Consider the following 19,536-nt stretch of genomic DNA (forward strand, 5'->3'; position numbering starts at 1 on the left):
TTTATTTTACGACAAATACGATGTTGATGAAAGACGCTGAAGTAGCATTCGATAAAACATCATAATTTAATACCCCTGTGTTACTGATGCTGTTGATTTTAAAAACTGAAGCATCGTAACCGGTTACGTAATAATGTAGATCTGTTGCATTGGGGAAAAAGGGGATCGAGGCGGGTGCGGATGCACTTCTTGCGTTCGCAGGGACATTCGAAAACTGATTTTTATACAATGTATACAGGTCTTTTGTCTGTCCTGTTGCTGTCGTTGTCGTGTCAAACACTACACTTGGCATGTAGAAAAATTTTGCGACATAGGGAGAAAGGCATACCCAGTCCGGTGTAGCCGGAGTTCCAACGTTTTGGCTGATACATTTCTTATTGGTATCAAAAATAATGAGTCCTGTTGCAGGATTGGTAACCGATGAAAGATTGCTGATTCTGGGAAGTAAAACTCCTTTACTAGTGCTTGTAACATCTAATGCAGAGCTCTGATCAGGTGAAGAGGTGTTGATGCCCACTTGCGCAGTAATGGTGCAAAAAGCCATTACCAAAATTAAAGTAATAATCTTGTTCATTTCGAAATAATTTTTTGTGTGTTTTTTTTCTATTAATAAATTTCTTGTCAATAGAGAATTAAATTTTCAATCGGAGTGTTTTGTGTATTTTGTGTTTTAAACGGGATTTGTTTAGGGTTAATTTTTATATTCATCACTCATCATTATGGTGTTGTTTATTATGCTTTTTTGTGTTTTTGTTTTATTTTTTTGTTTTCTGTAATTGGTAGTATGTGTTTTTTAAGATTATTTAATTTTTCATTCAATTTAAAAATCGATCAATTTTAAAATGTATTCATTACTTAAAAGATATTTAAATTACTGATACTTAATTTCCATTTCCATTTCTTGTTGGCTTAATATCAATAATGCTTCTATTGTTAATTGATATTTTCACTAAAAAGACATTTTGATTAGTAAATTTTAAACAAATGTATATAAAATTGCTTCATATTAATAACCTAAATGTCGTGATACAGGCACTTGATTCACTGCTTAGGGAGTGAATAGCGGATATTTTCAGTGTTGATGAATGATTAACGAAAAATAAATTTTCCACTGTCAAATGTTAAATTTTTGTTAAATTTTTAAAACAACAATAAAGCACGCTGAAAAGCGTGCTTTATTATGCAGATGTTTATGATTAATGATCACTAAGCCTCACAAGCAGAGCAGCTAACAAAGTTAACCATCATTTCTTTAGAGACAGAAGAACTTCTTTGATAATAAAGTGTTTTTACTCCTTTTTTCCAGGCTTCAATATAAAGATAGTTCACATCTTTTACAGGCATCGTAGAAGGAATCTGTAGGTTCAGAGATTGAGCCTGATCAATATATTGCTGTCTTTGAGCAGCCTGCGAGATAATTTCCATCGGAGAAATCTCTTTAAATGTTTTAAATACTGCTTTTTCTTCGTCAGTAAGCTCTTTTAAATGCTGTACGGAACCGTGGTTCAACATGATCGTTCTCCAGGTTTCCTCATTATCAAGACCTTTTTCTTCCAATAGCTTAGCTAAATACTTGTTCTTACGCATAAAGTTTCCTTTGGCAAGACCAGCTTTATAGTAGTTCGAAGCAAACGGCTCAATTCCAGGAGAGGTCTGCCCTAAGATCGCAGAACTTGAAGTAGTAGGAGCAATAGCCATCGTAGTGGTATTTCTCAATCCATAACCTTTCAACAATTCTGGTTCACCGTAAATATTGGCCAATTCTCTTGAAGCAGTTTCCGCCTGTTCTTTGATATGTTTGAAAGCTCTTGCATTGAACTGAGTCGCTTCAAAACTTTCAAACGGAATCATATTTTTCTGTAGATAAGAGTGGTATCCTAAAACTCCCAATCCAAGCGCTCTGTGACGCAATGCGAAGTTTCTTGCTCCCTGAAGGTAATAGTTACCTTCAGTTTTTTCGATAAATTCAGTTAAAACAGCATCCAGGAAGTAAACTGCTAATTTTACAGCATCCGTATCTTTCCATTCGTCATACAGTTCTAAATTCATTGAAGACAGACAGCAGATAAAAGATTCTTCTCTGGTAGAAGGAAGCATGATTTCAGAACAAAGGTTACTTGCGTTCACCGTCATTCCTAAATCCTTGTAAACCTGTGGCTTATTTCTGTTAACGTTATCGGTAAAGAAGATATAAGGAAGACCTTTCTGCTGGCGGCTTTCAAGTACTCTTGCCCATACTTTTCGTTTGTCCATATCACCGTCAATCATATCCTGCATCCAGTAATCAGGAACGCAGATCCCTGTAAATAAGTTCTGAATAGGACTTCCGATGTCTTTGATGGATAAGAATTCTTCAATGTCACCGTGGTCTACATCTAAATAGGCTGCAAAAGCACCTCTTCTTACACCACCCTGAGAAACCACATCCATTGCAGTATCGAATAATTTCATGAACGAAACTGCTCCTGAAGATTTTCCGTTGTCTGTAACGGCAGTCCCTCTGTTTCTAAGTTCTCCGAAATATCCTGAAGTTCCACCTCCGATCTTTGTCTGCATAATCACTTCACCCATTTTGTGGGTAATGCCTTCAATGCTGTCCGGAATGTGAACGTTGAAACAAGAGATAGGAAGACCTCTCTGTGTTCCCATATTCGCCCAAACCGGAGAAGAGAAGCTGATCCACCCTTTCACGATCATTTCCTTGAAAGCGGCTTGCAGTTCCGGCTTATATAATTTTTTTGCGGCAGCAGTGGTGATTCTGTCGATGGCTCCGTCTACAGTTTCCCCTTTTAACAGATATCCTCTGTTTAGCATCTGCTCAGACTCTTCATTGAGCCACCATATATTTGAATTTTGTTCTTCCATAGATGTTATATTTTCGAATTCCGGAGCAGTTTTTATACTCCGGAATTTTGTTGCTTTTTATATTGATTGTAAAATTTCCACTTTGTGCGTACCGTTCAGTCCGCTTTCATCTCTTAATCGTTGAAATTCCTTAAAGGACGGTACATTTAAAACCTCATGCTGAACCTCTTCATTGATATAATTTGAATAATGTACAAAAGTAACTCCGTCTTCTTTTACATACACCTTATACTCAAATGTCTCCTGATCAAGATTTTTAAAATCATCTAAAAACTTTTGAATATGGGCTTTGTTTTCTGAAACATATTCAGGCTTTACGGTATAGGTTACAATGACATTGATCATTTTTTATGCTTTGAAATATTTTATTTTTCTGAGGGACTAAGGAATTATATGATTATGAAATACTTATTTTTAGTCAGTAGGGCATCGCTAATACTTAGTGTTTTGACGCTCGCTTCGCTCGCGCTTTCCTATTTAAAACAAATCGTTCGCTGTAATACTCTTATCGTGCTTTGTATAATCCACTGGTCTTTTAGCAAAGAAATCATCCATAGAATTGGCAAAAACTTCTTCTTCAAACCATTTCATTGGACGGTATTGTTCAGGAGAAACGTTGTAACGGGTTTCCATGTCGATTTTCTTTAAACTGTCGTCTACACGGTATTTCATGAAGTTCAGAAGGTCTTCTTTTGAGAAAACGGTTAATTCTCCCAGTTCAAAGATCCAGTCTAAGATTTCGCCTTCCAGTTCAATAGACTGATCTACCAAGGTGTAGATGTCCTCGATATCTGAATCTGTTAATAGGTCCGGTTGTTCCTCACGGATTTTGTTGATCAGGTAGATTCCTGCATTAGCGTGGATTTGCTCATCGATAGAGGTCCATGCAATAATGTTGGAAACATTCTTCATATATCCTTTGAATCTTGTGAAAGAAAGGATGATCGCAAATTGTGAGAAAAGAGATACATTTTCGATCAGGATACTGAATAATAAAAGAGAAGATACATATTCTTTTGGTGTTGTAGAATTGGCATGTTTCAGAACGTTGGAAAGAAAGTCAATTCTCTTTTTTACGGCAGGAATTTCTATAACATTCGTAAATTCTTCGTTGTATCCCAACACTTCTACCAAACGGGAATAAGCTTCTGAGTGACGGAACTCGCATTCTGCAAAAGTAGCGCCCAGTCCATTGAATTCAGGTTTTGGTAAGTGGTTGTATAGGTTTCCCCAGAATGTCTTGACAGACACCTCGATCTGTGCAATGGCTAAAAGCGCATTTTTCACAGCGTGTTTTTCGTTCGGCTCTAACTGCGAATGAAAATCCTGAACATCTGCAGTAAAATCCACTTCCGAATGCACCCAGAACGATTTGTTGATCGCTTCTACAAACTGAAGAACCTCAGGGTATTCAAATGGCTTGTAACTTACTCTCTTATCGAAAATTCCCATATTAAAATAGCTTTAAAATTAAATAATCAGCATCACTGTGGATAAAGTGGAAGTAATGCTTAACTTCTTGTATGTTTGGCATTTACATTTGAAACATATTCACATTCATGAATGTCGGTTTCTTGTAAAGAACTAGGGACAAAGTTCGAAAAAAAGAACTGATTTTGAAAGGGGTAAATACTAATTGGCTGAGTTTTAACTGTAAAAGTTTTCCACATTTACATGAAACCAGCACGGGTAATGGCTTACAGCGCGTTCTGGGTAAAAAATAAATGGAAAACCAGACTTACAGTTAAACAGGTTTGTGTAATATGCTTTAAATAAAGGTGAAATGAATTAAACAATAAAATATTCGAATATATTATGGTTCTTGTAACAAATTGAAAATATCATCTACTTATAGGGGTATAAAACAAGCATCACTTCATGTTAGTAATTCAGGATTTACATAAGTCATACGATACGGGGAAAAGCAAGCTGCACGTTCTTAAAGGAATTAATCTTAATATTTCTGAGGGCGAGTTTGTTTCTATTATGGGAAGTTCCGGGTCCGGAAAGTCTACGCTTCTTAATATCATCGGTATTCTGGATGAAAAAGATTCGGGGACTTATGAACTGGATAACGTTCCTATTGAGCATCTGTCTGAAGTGAAAGCTGCAGAGTACAGAAGTAAGTTCTTAGGCTTTATATTTCAGTCTTTTAATCTGATCAGCTATAAAACGGCGCTGGAAAATGTAGCACTTCCTTTATACTATCAGAATGTTCCCAGAAAAGAACGTAACAAGAAAGCAATGGAGTATCTGGAGAAAGTAGGTCTTGCTCAATGGGCGGATCACTTACCCAATGAGCTTTCCGGAGGACAGAAACAAAGAGTAGCGATCGCCAGAGCACTGATCACGGATCCAAAGGTGGTTCTTGCAGATGAGCCAACCGGTGCACTGGATTCAAAAACGACACATGATATTATGAAACTTCTTCAGGATATCAATAATGAAGGAAGAACAATCATCGTGGTAACTCACGAACCTGACGTAGCTGCACAGACCAAGAGAAACGTAATCCTGAAAGACGGAATTATTGAAAGTGATGAGTTTATCAAGCAGATCGTTTTGTAAAATGTGCTGATTTGAAAATTTGATAATAAGATAATTTGAAAATTTAAAGTACAATTTTTTAATCTTTAAATTTTTCAATCTTTAAATACAATAAAAAATGTTTGACCTAGATCGTTGGCAGGAAATATTCAGTTCTATTCGCAGTAATGTATTGCGAACGGTGCTTTCGGGGTTTACAGTGGCTTTGGGGCTGTTTATTTTTGTGGTTCTTTTCGGAATAGGAAAGGGATTGCAAAATGCTTTTACCGCAGGATTTGCAAGAGATGCACAAAACCTTATCACCATCTATACCGGTAAAACTACGATGGCTTATAAAGGACTTCAGTCTGATAGAACTGTTACCATGAATAATGACGACTACGATTTTCTGATCAATACGGATAAAGAAAAAGTAGGCGATGCCAGTCCAAGATACAGCACAAGCTTAATGATAAAATACGGTAAAGAAAGCGGTACTTATCAGGTAAACGGGGCAGAACCTGGAGAACAGGTTATTGAGAACCGAAAGATGCTTGATGGGCGTTATCTTACTTCTATGGACCTTTCCAGAAAGCAAAATGTTGCGGTCATCGGAAGAATGGTTCAGCGTGACCTTATCAAAAACGGAAGTCCGGTAGGAAAGGACCTGAATATCAACGGAACCATGTTCAAAGTGGTGGGTGTTTTTTCTGATGATGGGGGAGACTGGGATGAAAGACATATTGTCGTTCCTATCACAACGCTTCAGCAAATGAAAAAAGGGTCCGATACCGTATCGACTGCCTATATTGCCTATAATCAAAAACTATCTCCTGAGGAAGCTATTAAATATGGTGATGAGCTGAAGGACAGATTGAAAGCAAGAAAAAATGTGGCTCCTGACGATGAAAACGGAGTCCGTGTCTGGAATAATGCCAAAAACATGAACGAAACCTTCCAGTTTATGGCTGTGCTTACGATTATTGTAGGTTTTATCGGGTTAGGAACTTTGCTTGCAGGAATTATTGGGATCAGTAACATCATGGTGTATATCGTAAAAGAAAGAACCAAAGAGATTGGTGTCCGTAAAGCAATCGGTGCTAAACCTAGAAGTATTGTAGCTTTAATTGTACAGGAAAGTGTCGTGATCACGGTAGTTTCAGGTATTGTTGGTGTTGGAGTAGGAGTGCTGGTGCTTAGTTTAATAGGAGACAGCCTCGAAGAATATTTCATCAAAAGCCCGAGTGTAGGCTGGGTGACGATCTTTATGGCATTTATTGCTCTGGTATTTTCAGGACTTATTGCAGGATTCGTTCCGGCATACAGAGCTTCGAGAATCAAGCCGATTGAAGCATTAAGGACAGAGTAGGAATATGATCAATAATAATTGATCCATTATATAGTATAAACTTATAACTCAAAGAAGTGAACATTTTATTTAAAAAAGATACTTGGCAGGAAATTTATTATTCATTGAGGAATAATAAGCTTCGTACGTTCCTTACCATGATTGGTGTAGGCTGGGGAATGTTTTTGTATGTGAGCCTTCTTGGAGCAGCAAAAGGGATGGAAAATGGTTTTGATAAATTGTTTTCCGGATTTGCAACCAATTCTATTTTTCTCTGGGCTCAGAAAACCTCTATTCCTTACGATGGATTTCCTAAAGGAAGAGAAGTACATCTGAAATTATCCGATATGGATATGCTGAAAAGAAAAGTGAACGCTATCGACTATATTTCACCGCAAAACGCAAGAGGAAGCTTTACCGGAACACCCGGTGAATCCATGTCAAGAAACGGTAAAAACGGTACCTATTCTCTTACGGGAGATTATTCGGTAGGAAATAAAATTTCAGAAAAGAAACTTATTTTCGGACGGTATATCAATGATGCCGATGTGATGGGAAATAAGAATGTGGTAGTGATTGGAGAAGAAATCTACAAGAACTTCTTTGATGCCAAGAAAAAAGAAAATCCGGTTGGAAAACAGGTGAACATAAAAGGAATATTTTTTAATGTAATTGGGGTCTTCAGGGTTAAAAAAGGAGGCGGCTTTGAAAATGATCAGACAGCATTTATTCCGCTGTCAACCTATACCAAAATGTACAATGCCGGAGAGCAGATCGATATGTTTGCTATTGTAAGTAAACCCAATGCCAATGTGAATGGAGTAGAAGAAAATGTCAAGCAGGTATTGAAAACGAAAAATAAAGTATCTCCTGAAGATACCAATGCCTTCGGAAGTTTCAATTTAGGAAAAGAATTTAAAAAACTGACAGGATTCCTTACAGGGATGCAGCTTTTAACGATCATTGTGGGAACGCTGACCATTCTTGCCGGAGTGATTGCGATCTCCAATATCCTCTTAATCACGGTAAAAGAAAGAACAAAGGAAATCGGGATCAGGAGAGCTTTAGGAGCAAAACCTGCAGAAGTACGCAACCAGATTCTATTGGAAAGCGTTGTGATTACACTGTCCTCGGGAATTCTCGGGTTCATGTGCGGAATCTTTGTCCTCATCATTTTAAATGCATTGACACAGAATCAGGATCAATTTCCTTTCTATAATCCTACGGTAAATTACGGAAACGTATTTGGAGCTATGGCAGTAATGGTTGTTCTGGGATTAATTATCGGAATGATCCCTGCGCAGAGAGCAGTAAAGATCCGACCAATTGAAGCCTTGAGATCAGAATAATAATGGGGTAATAGGTTGATGTAGTAATTTGAAAATAATGACGGATTTTTTTAATGTTTAAATTCTTAAATCATTAAATATTTAAATCAGTTAAAAAAAACTTTAATAGTAAAAAATAAACTAGATATATGAAAAAGAAATTCACTTGGAAAAAAGCCATTTATATCGTACTCGGGCTTTTATTTGCAGTGGCATTGTTCTCCGGGATCGGGTATCTCGTGAAATCAAATTCTAAAGAAAGTGAGGCTTTCCTGACCAGAAAACCAAGTTACCAGAACATGGAGGACAAGGTAATGGCTACAGGAAAAATCGTTCCGAAAGAAGAAATTGAGATCAAGCCGAACATTGCGGGAATCATTGATAAAATTTTAGTAGATGAAGGAGATAAGGTGACAGCCGGACAGTTGATCGCTACAGTGAGAATCATCCCTAACATTGCTGACGTAAACAATGCTCAGCAGGAAGTAGTGAATTCCCAACTGCAGATCAGTAATGCCAAGTTGAATGTTGATAATATGCAGAAGCAGTATTCAATGCAGGAAAAACTGTACAAGCAGGGCGTGATTTCCAAGCAGGAGTATTTAAACGCACAGCAGCAGTTGTACACTCAACAGCAGACGCTTAGAAATGCCAATCAGCAGCTGGCTACCGCTCAAAAAAGATTACAGATTGTAAAAACCGGGGCTACTCCTGAACTTCAGGGGCTTGCGACTACGCAAATTCGTTCCAAAGCCGCTGGTACTGTTCTTGAAGTTCCTGTAAAAGTGGGAAGTCAGGTGATCGAGGCCAACTCTTTCAATGCTGGGACAACCATCTGTTCTATTGCAGACCTTAATTCTTTGATCTTCCAGGGAGAAATTGATGAAGCTCAGGCAGGAAAACTAAAACAGGGAATGGATATGAAAATCGTGATCGGTGCCCTTCAGAACAAAACGTTCCCGGGAAAACTGACAATGATCGCGCCTAAAGGAAAAGACAATTTAGGGACTATAAAATTCCCGGTAGAAGGGGATGTGACCAATCCTAATAACGAATACATCAGAGCAGGTTTCTCTGCCAACGGAGAAATCGTTCTTAAATCTGAGAAGAATGCTTTGCTATTGGATGAATCATTGGTTCAGTATGAAAAGAAAAACGGTAAAGACACGCCTTTTGTAGAAGTGAAGCAGCCGGACGGAAAATTCAAGAAAGTCTATGTGAAATTAGGAGCCAGCGACGGGATAAACGTACAAATCCTTTCAGGAATTACCAAAGACTCTGAAGTGAAAGTGTGGAACCCTTCCGATAAAGATAAAGAAGAACTTAAAGAAAAGAAAAAATAGTAAACCATCGCTATATATTTAAACGGTAAGATCCTGAGGAATTGTTTCTCAGGATCTTTTTTTATTAATAAGGTCTGTTCGTCTCTAAAATGGAATTGTTAAATTTGAGATTAAAATAAAGACATGTGCAGGTATGCCCGGAAAACATATAAATCCCATTACACCTGTTTTAAATGCCGAAAATCATTTAAACAGACAGATACGGATGATATTCTTTTAAGAATCAAAAAAGATAAAATCTATCACCAGCGGGATGGAACCATAAGGAATGTGAGCGATGTTTTTACAAAAACTAAAAAAGAAGAACTGGATGCATTGACAGAGGAAATCAACGCAAGGCAGATCAAATGTCCCGAATGTGGAAATCTGATGGCAGACCTTGGGTTGGATTTTAAAGCACCTAAGAAAACCGCTGTTAAAGAATGGAAAATTGTAGAAGGACTCTTTCAAATAGGAAAATGTTTTCATAGCTGTGGTTGTGATGGAATTGGATATATCCCCAGGAAACCTAAAGATTATGAACAGTATTTGAGAAATGCTTTGAACGAGTACGAAAGCTATGTAGTGAGTGGACAAAATAAAACACACGAAGAATTTCCTGAAAGAATGGAGTATATTAATTTTTGGGCAGAAAAGATTTCCGGTGTTAAAGCCGAAATGATCCGGCAAAAATTTGAAATCATTTAATATCAACCGTTATGAAGAAAAACTACCTGATTCTCTTTTTCTTTATCATTGCAAAATTCATCCTCCAGTATTCCCTGATCAGCCCTGAATATGAATTACACCGGGATGAATATCTGCATCTTGATCAGGGCAATCATCTTGCCTGGGGATATCTTTCTGTGCCTCCCGTGAATTCATGGTTGGCCTGGCTCATTAGAATCGCAGGAAATTCCGTCTTCTGGGTGAAGTTTTTTCCGGCACTCTTCGGAGCACTGACGATCGTTGTTGTATGGAAGATCATTGAAGAACTTCAGGGGAGCTTGTATGCTAAAATTCTGGCTTCAACAGGCATTCTCCTATCAATTCTTCTGCGACTCAATATGCTTTTTCAGCCCACTTCCTTGGAAGTGTTATTATGGGCGCTTATTTATTATACCCTGATTCGCTATTTCAATTCCGAAAAAGCAAAATGGCTCTATGCAGCGGCTGTAATCTTTGGAATAGGTTTTCTGAATAAATATAATATTGTCTTTTCAGTGTTGGGGATTATCCCTGCTGTTCTATTGACAAAACAAAGAAAAATATTTCTCCAGCCCCATTTGTACGGAGCGGCAGCAGTTGCATTACTGATCATGCTTCCCAACTTGTTATGGCAATACAATCATCATTTTCCGGTTGTACACCATATGAAAGAACTTGAAGAAAATCAGCTAGTCCATGTCAACCGGATTGATTTCTTTAAATCCCAGATTCTGTTTTTTATAGGCTCTTTTTTAGTGATCATCGCCGGATGGTATGCGGTGCTCTTTTATAAACCCTTTGAAAAATTCAAATCTTTCTTCTGGATGTATGTTCTGACTATTGCCTTGTTTGTTTTTTTTAAGGCTAAAGATTATTATACCATTGGTTTATATCCTGTTTTTATAGCATTTGGAGCTGTTTTTCTCGCTCATATTTTTGAAAATGGCTGGAAAAAGTTTCTTAAACCGGTCTTTATTTTAATTCCTGTTTTACTGTTTCTGCCTTTGTATCAGGTTGCTTTTCCCAATAAAAGTCCGGAATATATTATAAATCATCCTGAATTTTACAAAAAAATGGGAATGCTTCGTTGGGAAGATGGTAAAGATCATGCGCTGCCTCAGGATTTTGCTGATATGCAGGGCTGGGAAGAGCTTGCTCAAAAAGTAGATAGAGAATATTCAAGATTGTCTAAATCAGGAGAAACCTTGGTGCTTTGTGATAATTATGGACAGGCAGGTGCGATCAATTATTATTCAAAGAAAGGAGTACAGGCAGTTTCTTTCAATGCAGATTATATCAACTGGTTCGATCTTAATAAAAAATATGACCATCTGATTCGCGTCAAAGAATTTTCCAGAGAGGAGGATGAACTGAAAGAAACAGGTCCTTATTTTGAAAACTCTAAAGCAGCTGATTCCATTGTCAATAAGTTTGCCCGCGAAAAAGGAACGACCATCTTTAGTTTTGAAGGTGCGAAAATTGATATTAAAAAAAGAATTCAAAATGAAATCGATGAAAGGAAGTGGTGATATTAACAGTTAATTAACTCCATGGGATTATTTAGGAGCGTGAAATATTTTTTAATTTCGCTGCAATGTAATGAACCTATGAAATCACTATCTAAAATTTTATTTTTATCCTCAGCGCTATTGTTTTTTAGCTGTACCTCTCAGAAAAAAGGTCAGAAAGCTAAAGTAGTGTACAAGACAGATAACCTGTCCGTCATTCAGCTGTCTGATGATATCTATCAGCATGTATCTTATTTAAGTACAGATTCCTTTGGAAAAGTAGAATGCAACGGAATGATCGTAAAAGACGGAAATGAAACCGTCATTCTGGATACTCCTACCAATGACAAAAGCACAGAAGAATTGATTTCATGGATCCAAAATAACCTTCATTCAAAAGTGAACGCCGTTGTTGCAACGCATTTTCACGATGATTGTCTGGGAGGATTGAAAGAATTCGACAAAAACAATATTCCTTCTTACGCCAATAATAAAACCATAGAATTGGCAAAAAAAGCCGGTGCCAATGTTCCGGGGCACGGTTTTAATGATACGATTACCCTCAATGCAGGAAAACATAAAATTTTAGTAAAATACTTCGGAGAAGGACATACAAAAGACAATGTCGTTGCTTATGTTCCTGACGAGAAGGCCATGTTCGGGGGGTGTCTTATCAAAGAGATGGAGGCAACGAAAGGGTATCTTGGGGATGCTAATGTCCATGCCTGGTCTCAAACCGTTGAGAAAGTCAAAGGTCAGTACCCGGATGTTAAAATAGTAATGCCGGGACATGGAGAGGTAGGCGGAAAAGAACTTCTGGACTATACGATCAGGTTGTTTAAAAATAACTGATCCTATCTACTAATAGATTCTCAAAATAGATTAACTGACAGCTGATTTTAAAATTTAAAATCAGCTGTTTCTCTTTTATATCCTTATTAGGATTAAGAGTCATAGAAAATATTAATGCAACATTGTGTCTTTAATTGGTTTTTGTTTTAACTTTGTTTCAACAAAGGATTGATGATTTAACCAATCATTTTACGATTAATCATCATTGATCAAACATCAATTATTTAAACCATCAGTTAAAATGAAAAACTACGACGTTATTATTATAGGAGGAAGCTATGCGGGATTATCGGCTGGAATGTCTTTGGGAAGATCATTAAGAAATACCTTGATTATCGATAATGGGAAGCCCTGCAATAGACAGACTCCGTATTCCCATAACTTTATTACCCATGATGGAAAAGCCCCAAAGGAAATCTCTGAACTTGCCCGGAAGCAGGTAGCAGCATACGATACCGTGAAATTTCATGATGGGTCTGTCATTCAATTACGAAAAACAGAAAAAGGATTCGAGGCGGAAACAACGGAAGGTGACAAATTCAGCGCTAAAAAACTCATTCTGGCATCCGGAGTAAAAGATCGTATGCCTGATATTCCCGGATTTGCGGAATGTTGGGGAGTTTCAGTGCTGCATTGTCCGTACTGCCACGGTTATGAAGTAAAAAATGAAGTGACGGGAATCCTTTCAGATGGTGATATGGCTTTTGACTTTTCAAAACTGGTGTATAACTTGACAAAAGATCTTTTTTTATTTACCAATGGAAAATCAGTTCTTTCCAAAGATCAGAAAGATAAACTGGCTCAGAATAATATCACCTTAGTGGAAGATGAAGTTGAAAAGATTGAGCATGAAAATGGGAAAATCCGGAAAATTATTTTTAAAACCGGAAAAGAAATCTCATTGAAGGTACTCTATGCCAAAGTACCTTTTAAACAGAATATCAATGCTTCTGAAGATCTTGGCTGTGAACTTACCGAACAGGGATTTATCAAAGTTGATTGTATGCAGAAAACAAACGTCCCGGGTATTTTTGCCTGCGGAGATAATGTCACTATGATGAGGTCTGTTGCCAATGCTATTGCTCAGGGGAATTTTACCGGAGCTGTTGTCAATAAGGAACTTGCAGAGGAAGAATTTTAAAATTCTGATTAGTTTTGGGGTTAAAATCATATTTGGCGATACCGAAATCTAACGGGAAATTCCGTATATTTGGGGTGAAAAATTTCAAAAACTAAAAGTAAAATGGACATTATTTTCGACCTGATTGAAAAAGAAAGACAAAGACAAGCCCATGGATTAGAGCTTATTGCGTCAGAAAACTTTGTTTCTGAGAACGTGATGAAAGCAATGGGAAGTGTACTGACCAACAAATATGCTGAAGGATATCCTGGAAAAAGATATTACGGAGGCTGTGAAGTAGTAGATGAGGTTGAAACATTAGCCATCAACAGAGCAAAAGAACTTTTCGGTGTTGACTATGTCAATGTACAGCCGCATTCCGGATCTCAGGCTAATGCTGCCATTTATCTTGCCGTTTTGAAAGCAGGAGATAAAATTATGGGAATGGACCTTTCAATGGGAGGGCACCTTACGCATGGTTCAGGAGTGAATTTTTCAGGAATTCAGTATCAGGTAGTTTCTTATGGTGTTCAGAAAGAAACCGGACTTATCGACTACGATCAGATGAGAGAAGTGGCTTTAAGAGAAAGACCTAAAATGCTGATCGCAGGTTTCTCTGCGTATTCAAGAGATTTGGATTATGCTAAATTCAGAGAGGTTGCAGACGAGATCGGAGCAACTCTTTGGGCAGATATAGCCCACCCGGCTGGTCTGGTAGCTAAAGGATTATTAAACTCACCATTCGAACACTGTCATGTGGTAACCACTACTACTCATAAGACTTTAAGAGGTCCAAGAGGCGGAATGATCATGATGGGCAAAGATTTCGAAAATACGTACGGTCACAAAACACCAAAAGGAGAAACGAAAATGATGAGCCAGGTATTGGACGGAGCCGTTTTCCCTGGAATTCAAGGTGGTCCGCTGGAGCACGTTATTGCCGGTAAAGCAGTGGCGTTCGCAGAAGCCTTAGATACTCAGTTTGAAACTTATGCCAAGCAGGTGAAATCCAACGCACAGGCATTGTCCAAAGCGATGATCAGCAGAGGTTTTGATATCGTAAGCGGAGGAACAGATAATCACCTGATGCTGGTAGACCTTAGAAATAAAAATGTTAACGGAAAAGAAACTGAAAAGGCATTGGTATTGGCAGATATTACCTGCAACAAGAATATGGTTCCTTTTGATGACAAGTCGCCATTCACGACTTCCGGGATCAGACTGGGAACTGCAGCGATCACGACAAGAGGTCTTAAAGAAAATGATATGGATACCATTGCCGGATTTATTTCCGAAGTAGTGGATAATATCAAAAATGAAGAAGTAATCTCTTCTGTAAGAAAGAAAGTGAATGAACTGATGGAAGGAAGAGCCCTGTTCAACTATTAATTTGACTTAAAACATTATATAAAGAATGGGCACTTGTCCATTCTTTTTCATATCTATTATGGAGAAAAAATCTTTCACTTTTGATGAAATAAAACTAAAACTGGTCAATTATTGTGTTTATCAGGACCGTTGCCATGCAGAAGTTGAACAGAAAATGCGTGAATTTCTGCTGATTGATGAAGCTAAAGATGAAATCATTTTATACCTTTTAAAAGAAAATTATCTTAATGAAGAAAGATTTACACGGAGTTATATCAGAGGGAAATTTTATATCAAACACTGGGGCAGAAATAAAATAAAAATGCATCTGAAGATGAAACAGATCTCTGAAAAGCTTATCAGCAAGTGCTTTGATGAAATAGATGAGGGTGATTATGAAAAAATGATCAAAAAGATATTTGAAGATTATTCCTCCAGGCAAAAAGGATTGCAGGAATATCAAAAAAAATCTAAAACGATAAAATATTTGATGAGCAGAGGTTTTGAATATGAGAAAATAAATGATACTTTTGACGAAACATAAGTAGATAATTGAAAAATGAAAAAATTTGGCTCTCGCCTCCACATATGGGAGGAAATGAGCTTAAATATATAAAGGATGCATTTTATACCAACTGGATTTCCCAATATGGCTCCAATATCGATGAATTTGAGAACAGTCTTGAAGAATATTTAGGCAACAGCTCTCATGTTACTGCCTTATCTTCCGGCACTGCAGCTATTCATCTTGCATTGCGGTTATTAAATGTTGAAGAAGGAGATTTTGTCATCTGTCAGTCTTTTACCTTTGTGGCGACTGCTAATCCTATTCTTTATCTTAAAGCTGTTCCCGTATTCGTAGATAGTGAAAATCAGACGTGGAATATGTGTCCTGATGCACTGGAAGAGGCCATAAAATATTGTATTCAGCAAGGAAAAAAACCTAAAGCTATAATTACAGTCTCTTTATACGGAATGCCTTTTAATGTGGATGATATACTTCAGATTTCCAGAAAATATGAAATCCCGGTTATAGAAGACAGTGCAGAAGCATTGGGAAGTAAATATAAGGGCCGCCCGTGCGGAACGTTTGGTGATCTTTCTATCATAAGTTTTAATGGTAACAAAATAATTACCACTGCAGGAGGCGGAATTTTAATTTCAAGAAATAGTGATGCTAAAAGAAGAGCGCTTTTCCTGGCTACCCAAGCTAAAGATAATGAAGAATTTTACAGTCATTCTGAAATAGGATATAATTACAGAATGGATAATATTGCAGCAGGTATAGGAAGGGGACAGTTGGAAACACTGGAAGAAAAAATAAGTCAGCGCAGAAAAAATCATGACTTTTATCAACAGACCGTGAAGAATAATGGTAATATTAAACTGTTTTCTGCACCCAACAGTGACTTTTATTCGAATTATTGGCTTAGTACGATCATTCTCAAAGATACTCTTCTAAAAGAAAAATTAAAGGCTGAATTTTCACAGAATAATATAGAAACCAGATATCTATGGAAGCCTATGCACCTGCAGCCACTGTACAAAGACTATAAGTTTTTTGGAAATAATCTGTCTGGTACACTTTTTGAAGGAGGACTGTGCCTACCGTCCGGAACTAATTTAACAGATAATTGCAGAGCTAGAATTTCTGAGGTTTTACAAAATGAAATTCACTAAATTTGTTTTTTTAAATTTAAGTGTAGATCAGATTTTATTTTAATTTTGTATCCACACTTTAGGAATTAGTATTAATAAAAGTAGGGTTTCAACCCATTTAAAAAATGAACACAAATACAAACAATGTACAGCTCTCTTAGAAAAAAGATATTCGGAGGTGATAATGTTGTAAATCTCTCAGATGTAAGATATCTTCCGAGATGGATAATACTTGTAATAGATATTATCATTTTGGCTATGTCTTTATTTCTTTCTACCTATACTATCGAGAAAATTACCCAAAAAGAATTTGTTTATCATGAGCATAAAAGCGTTGTTTTTGCTTTTATTATTCTGATAAATACATTGTTTATGTATTTTTTCAAAACATATGCCGGCATTATAAGGCATTCCACCTTTATTGACCTTTTCAAGCTTCTGATATCATGTTTTTGTACGATGACGGTAGTAGGAGTAGTCAATCTTATTTATTTCTGGTCTACAGGTGGGAAATTTATACTCACTGCATTTCTCATATTGTACTTTATTATTTCTTTCATGGGGCTGTTTCTTTTCAGACTCTATGTGAAGGAATTTTTTCATATTGTCAGAGAATATAGAAGAAGTACTTTGAAAAAGAGGATCTTAGTATTGGGTATTGATGAACAGTCCATTGCTATAGCACGTGCTATTTTAGATAATCCAAGCCTGCCTTATCAGGTTGTCGGTTTTTTGACGCAACGAACCGATTCCAAAAGAGCTTCTTTATTAGGAAAGCCTATTTATGAAAAGAGAAGAATAGAGGAAGCCACAAAAGAAGATCTTATTATTGATGGTGTTATTATCGTCAAGGAAATGATGTCTAAAGATGAAATGAATTCGTGGGTGAATTTATTCCTTGAAAAAGATTTAAATATATTCAAAGCTCCATCCGTACAAAAACTCAGAGACAGTGATTTAGGGGGGGCGATCAGAAATCTTCAAATTGAGGACTTACTGAATAGAAAACCAATCAAAATTGAAAGTGAAGAGGTCAGAAGCAGACACTTCAATAAAAATATTCTGGTAACAGGAGGTGCCGGGTCTATTGGTAGTGAAATTGTAAGACAGGTGGCACAATTCAATCCATCTTTGATTGTTGTTTTAGATCAGGCTGAAACGCCTCTATATGATATTGAACTTGAGGTAAAAGATAAATTTCCTCATATCAGATTTAAGTTTGTTTTAGCTGATGTTTCCAATATTCATAGAGTTGAGCCTCTGTTTCAGACGTATAATTTCTCAATGGTATATCACGCTGCTGCCTATAAGCACGTTCCGTTAGTTGAAGAGAATCCTAATGAAGCCATTCGTGTCAATGTTTTGGGATCAAAAAATATTGCTGTTCTGTCGAGCCGTTACAAAGTAAATAGATTTGTAATGATCTCTACGGACAAAGCTGTAAACCCTACTAATGTGATGGGGGCATCTAAAAGAGCAGCAGAGCTGTTTGTTCAGTCTTTACAGGATGTAGAAGGAAATACCACCAAGTTTATTACGACAAGGTTTGGGAATGTGCTAGGATCAAATGGTTCCGTTATTCCACATTTTAAAAAACAGATTGAAGCTGGAGGGCCGGTGACCATTACTCACCCTGATATCGTAAGATATTTTATGACAATTCCTGAGGCATGCGAACTTGTTCTTCATGCCGGAACTATGGGTAAGGGAGGAGAGATCTTTGTTTTTGATATGGGAGAACCTGTGAAGATTCTCGATCTTGCAAGAAGAATGATTAAATTATCCGGCTTTGAACCGAATATTGATATAAAAATTATCTACACGGGTTTAAGACCAGGTGAAAAACTGTATGAAGAACTGTTGAGCGATAATGCTAAAACACTTCCTACTCATAATGAAAAGATCATGATTTCTAAGGATCCAGCAATGACATTCTCAGAAATTGAAAGCCTGATCAATTTGATTACGAACGCTTCTGTAATGGAAGAAAAAGTAGACGTAGTGAAAATTTTAAAGACCATTGTTCCGGAATTTAAGAGTAACAATTCGATCTACGAAGTATTAGATAAATAGAAAAATATAAATGTATATTTGTACAATTTTAAAATATGAAAAGTAAAATAGTAGGGGTGTTTTTTGCATTATTGCTTGTTTCGTGCAAGGTCAATAAAAATGTTAAAAATGACTTGAATTATATGCAGAATATAGAAAAAGTTGCTATAGAATCATCTGCTAAAAATTCTGGTTCCACAATACAGCATGGAGATCAATTGGTAATTCTGATAACTGCAAAGGATATGGATGTTGTAAAACCATTTAATCAGAATTATTCTTCCTCAGAGGTTATTCAAACAAACAATATTGCCGGAGGAAATACACCCAACCAGGGAGTTATCAGTATTTCAGGACCTACATATATCGTAGATACCAATGGAGATATAGATTTTCCGTTATTAGGAAAGATAAATACAACGGATAAAGATTTAACAAGCCTTAAAGAAGAGATAAGAGACAGAATGACTCAATTTGTTGTTAATCCTACTGTGAATATCAGATTGGCTAATTTTAAGGTAACAGTTTTAGGTGAAGTAAACAGACAGGGAGACTATACAATATCGAACGGACGAGCGACTATATTAAATGCACTTGGTATGGCAGGTGATCTTACTATGTATGGGAAGAGAGAAGATGTTTTAGTTATAAGAACCGAGAATGGTCAGATTACCCATGGTAAAATAAATTTGCACGATGCCAACCTAATTAATTCTCCGTATTATAATCTAAAACAAGGTGATGCTATTATAGTTTCTTCCAACAATACCAAAGATATTACGGCAAAGCAAAACCCTAATACAGGACTTATCTTAACGGGAATTTCTATTGCAGTAACGGCAGTGGCAGTAGTCGTAAGTTTATTTAATAAGAAATAAAA

The 19,536-nt window shown here is 36.8% G+C and carries 17 protein-coding genes; 13 read left to right on the forward strand and 4 right to left on the reverse strand.

What is annotated here, in order from left to right:
* Position 1: 1 nt before the first annotated feature.
* The 4 genes from EG346_RS11685 to EG346_RS11700 form a co-directional block, all read right to left on the reverse strand.
* Positions 2 to 574 carry a phage tail-like protein gene (locus EG346_RS11685; RefSeq protein WP_123878800.1) on the reverse strand — a complete coding sequence of 191 codons (573 nt, stop codon included), beginning with the start codon at positions 572 to 574 and terminating at the stop codon, positions 2 to 4.
* Between the two features lie 632 nt (positions 575 to 1,206).
* On the reverse strand, positions 1,207 to 2,874 hold the full coding sequence (locus EG346_RS11690; protein ID WP_262487928.1) for a ribonucleoside-diphosphate reductase subunit alpha: 1,668 nt from the start codon (positions 2,872 to 2,874) through the stop codon (positions 1,207 to 1,209).
* A gap of 48 nt (positions 2,875 to 2,922) precedes the next feature.
* Entirely contained in the window at positions 2,923 to 3,210 is a 288-nt protein-coding gene (locus EG346_RS11695; RefSeq protein WP_073335113.1) for a hypothetical protein, read from the reverse strand.
* Positions 3,211 to 3,342: 132 nt separating this feature from the next.
* Entirely contained in the window at positions 3,343 to 4,317 is a 975-nt protein-coding gene (locus EG346_RS11700; protein WP_073335112.1) for a ribonucleotide-diphosphate reductase subunit beta, read from the reverse strand.
* Between the two features lie 426 nt (positions 4,318 to 4,743).
* Here EG346_RS11700 and EG346_RS11705 point away from each other — a divergent pair, with 426 nt between their 5' ends.
* From EG346_RS11705 to EG346_RS11765, 13 genes are all read left to right on the forward strand, one after another.
* On the forward strand, positions 4,744 to 5,433 hold the full coding sequence (locus tag EG346_RS11705) for an ABC transporter ATP-binding protein (protein WP_047449905.1): 690 nt from the start codon (positions 4,744 to 4,746) through the stop codon (positions 5,431 to 5,433).
* Positions 5,434 to 5,530: 97 nt separating this feature from the next.
* Complete coding sequence (locus EG346_RS11710; protein WP_073335110.1) at positions 5,531 to 6,760, forward strand: ABC transporter permease; 1,230 nt, start codon at positions 5,531 to 5,533, stop codon at positions 6,758 to 6,760.
* Between the two features lie 56 nt (positions 6,761 to 6,816).
* Entirely contained in the window at positions 6,817 to 8,088 is a 1,272-nt protein-coding gene (locus EG346_RS11715) for an ABC transporter permease (protein WP_073335109.1), read from the forward strand.
* 128 nt (positions 8,089 to 8,216) lie between these two features.
* Positions 8,217 to 9,410 (forward strand): efflux RND transporter periplasmic adaptor subunit, encoded by a 1,194-nt coding sequence (locus EG346_RS11720; RefSeq protein WP_073335108.1) that lies wholly within the window; start codon positions 8,217 to 8,219, stop codon positions 9,408 to 9,410.
* A gap of 123 nt (positions 9,411 to 9,533) precedes the next feature.
* Positions 9,534 to 10,097 (forward strand): hypothetical protein, encoded by a 564-nt coding sequence (locus EG346_RS11725; RefSeq protein ID WP_181876044.1) that lies wholly within the window; start codon positions 9,534 to 9,536, stop codon positions 10,095 to 10,097.
* 11 nt (positions 10,098 to 10,108) lie between these two features.
* A complete protein-coding gene (locus tag EG346_RS11730; protein ID WP_123878802.1) occupies positions 10,109 to 11,626 on the forward strand; it encodes a glycosyltransferase family 39 protein in 1,518 nt (505 codons plus the stop codon).
* A 78-nt stretch (positions 11,627 to 11,704) separates the two neighbouring features.
* A complete protein-coding gene (gene bla, locus EG346_RS11735) occupies positions 11,705 to 12,457 on the forward strand; it encodes a subclass B1 metallo-beta-lactamase (protein WP_073335106.1) in 753 nt (250 codons plus the stop codon).
* 241 nt (positions 12,458 to 12,698) lie between these two features.
* Positions 12,699 to 13,598, forward strand: a complete 900-nt coding sequence (locus EG346_RS11740; RefSeq protein ID WP_123878804.1) for an NAD(P)/FAD-dependent oxidoreductase — start codon at positions 12,699 to 12,701, stop codon at positions 13,596 to 13,598.
* Between the two features lie 102 nt (positions 13,599 to 13,700).
* Positions 13,701 to 14,966 (forward strand): serine hydroxymethyltransferase, encoded by a 1,266-nt coding sequence (glyA, locus tag EG346_RS11745; RefSeq protein ID WP_073335104.1) that lies wholly within the window; start codon positions 13,701 to 13,703, stop codon positions 14,964 to 14,966.
* 58 nt (positions 14,967 to 15,024) lie between these two features.
* The gene (locus EG346_RS11750; RefSeq protein WP_123878806.1) at positions 15,025 to 15,489 is read left to right on the forward strand and encodes a regulatory protein RecX; all 465 of its coding nucleotides are present in this window, start codon (positions 15,025 to 15,027) and stop codon (positions 15,487 to 15,489) included.
* Positions 15,490 to 15,497: 8 nt separating this feature from the next.
* Entirely contained in the window at positions 15,498 to 16,625 is a 1,128-nt protein-coding gene (locus tag EG346_RS11755; protein WP_228425829.1) for a DegT/DnrJ/EryC1/StrS family aminotransferase, read from the forward strand.
* Positions 16,626 to 16,748: 123 nt separating this feature from the next.
* A complete protein-coding gene (locus EG346_RS11760) occupies positions 16,749 to 18,677 on the forward strand; it encodes a polysaccharide biosynthesis protein (RefSeq protein WP_073335101.1) in 1,929 nt (642 codons plus the stop codon).
* Between the two features lie 35 nt (positions 18,678 to 18,712).
* Positions 18,713 to 19,534 (forward strand): polysaccharide biosynthesis/export family protein, encoded by an 822-nt coding sequence (locus tag EG346_RS11765; protein ID WP_123878808.1) that lies wholly within the window; start codon positions 18,713 to 18,715, stop codon positions 19,532 to 19,534.
* The last annotated feature ends 2 nt before the right edge of the window (positions 19,535 to 19,536 follow it).

Source organism: Chryseobacterium carnipullorum (genome assembly GCF_003815695.1).
Taxonomy (GTDB): Bacteria; Bacteroidota; Bacteroidia; order Flavobacteriales; family Weeksellaceae; genus Chryseobacterium; species Chryseobacterium carnipullorum.

What these genes read in the sequence shown, in the direction of transcription:
- bla (WP_073335106.1), top strand. Translation starts at nt 11,705, where the DNA reads ATGAAATCACTATCTAAAATTTTATTTTTATCCTCAGCGCTATTGTTT.
- glyA (WP_073335104.1), top strand. Translation starts at nt 13,701, where the DNA reads ATGGACATTATTTTCGACCTGATTGAAAAAGAAAGACAAAGACAAGCC.
- EG346_RS11685 (WP_123878800.1), bottom strand. Translation starts at nt 574, where the DNA reads ATGAACAAGATTATTACTTTAATTTTGGTAATGGCTTTTTGCACCATT.
- EG346_RS11740 (WP_123878804.1), top strand. Translation starts at nt 12,699, where the DNA reads ATGAAAAACTACGACGTTATTATTATAGGAGGAAGCTATGCGGGATTA.
- EG346_RS11750 (WP_123878806.1), top strand. Translation starts at nt 15,025, where the DNA reads ATGGAGAAAAAATCTTTCACTTTTGATGAAATAAAACTAAAACTGGTC.
- EG346_RS11725 (WP_181876044.1), top strand. Translation starts at nt 9,534, where the DNA reads ATGTGCAGGTATGCCCGGAAAACATATAAATCCCATTACACCTGTTTT.
- EG346_RS11710 (WP_073335110.1), top strand. Translation starts at nt 5,531, where the DNA reads ATGTTTGACCTAGATCGTTGGCAGGAAATATTCAGTTCTATTCGCAGT.
- EG346_RS11760 (WP_073335101.1), top strand. Translation starts at nt 16,749, where the DNA reads ATGTACAGCTCTCTTAGAAAAAAGATATTCGGAGGTGATAATGTTGTA.
- EG346_RS11700 (WP_073335112.1), bottom strand. Translation starts at nt 4,317, where the DNA reads ATGGGAATTTTCGATAAGAGAGTAAGTTACAAGCCATTTGAATACCCT.
- EG346_RS11705 (WP_047449905.1), top strand. Translation starts at nt 4,744, where the DNA reads ATGTTAGTAATTCAGGATTTACATAAGTCATACGATACGGGGAAAAGC.
- EG346_RS11720 (WP_073335108.1), top strand. Translation starts at nt 8,217, where the DNA reads ATGAAAAAGAAATTCACTTGGAAAAAAGCCATTTATATCGTACTCGGG.
- EG346_RS11695 (WP_073335113.1), bottom strand. Translation starts at nt 3,210, where the DNA reads ATGATCAATGTCATTGTAACCTATACCGTAAAGCCTGAATATGTTTCA.
- EG346_RS11730 (WP_123878802.1), top strand. Translation starts at nt 10,109, where the DNA reads ATGAAGAAAAACTACCTGATTCTCTTTTTCTTTATCATTGCAAAATTC.
- EG346_RS11765 (WP_123878808.1), top strand. Translation starts at nt 18,713, where the DNA reads ATGAAAAGTAAAATAGTAGGGGTGTTTTTTGCATTATTGCTTGTTTCG.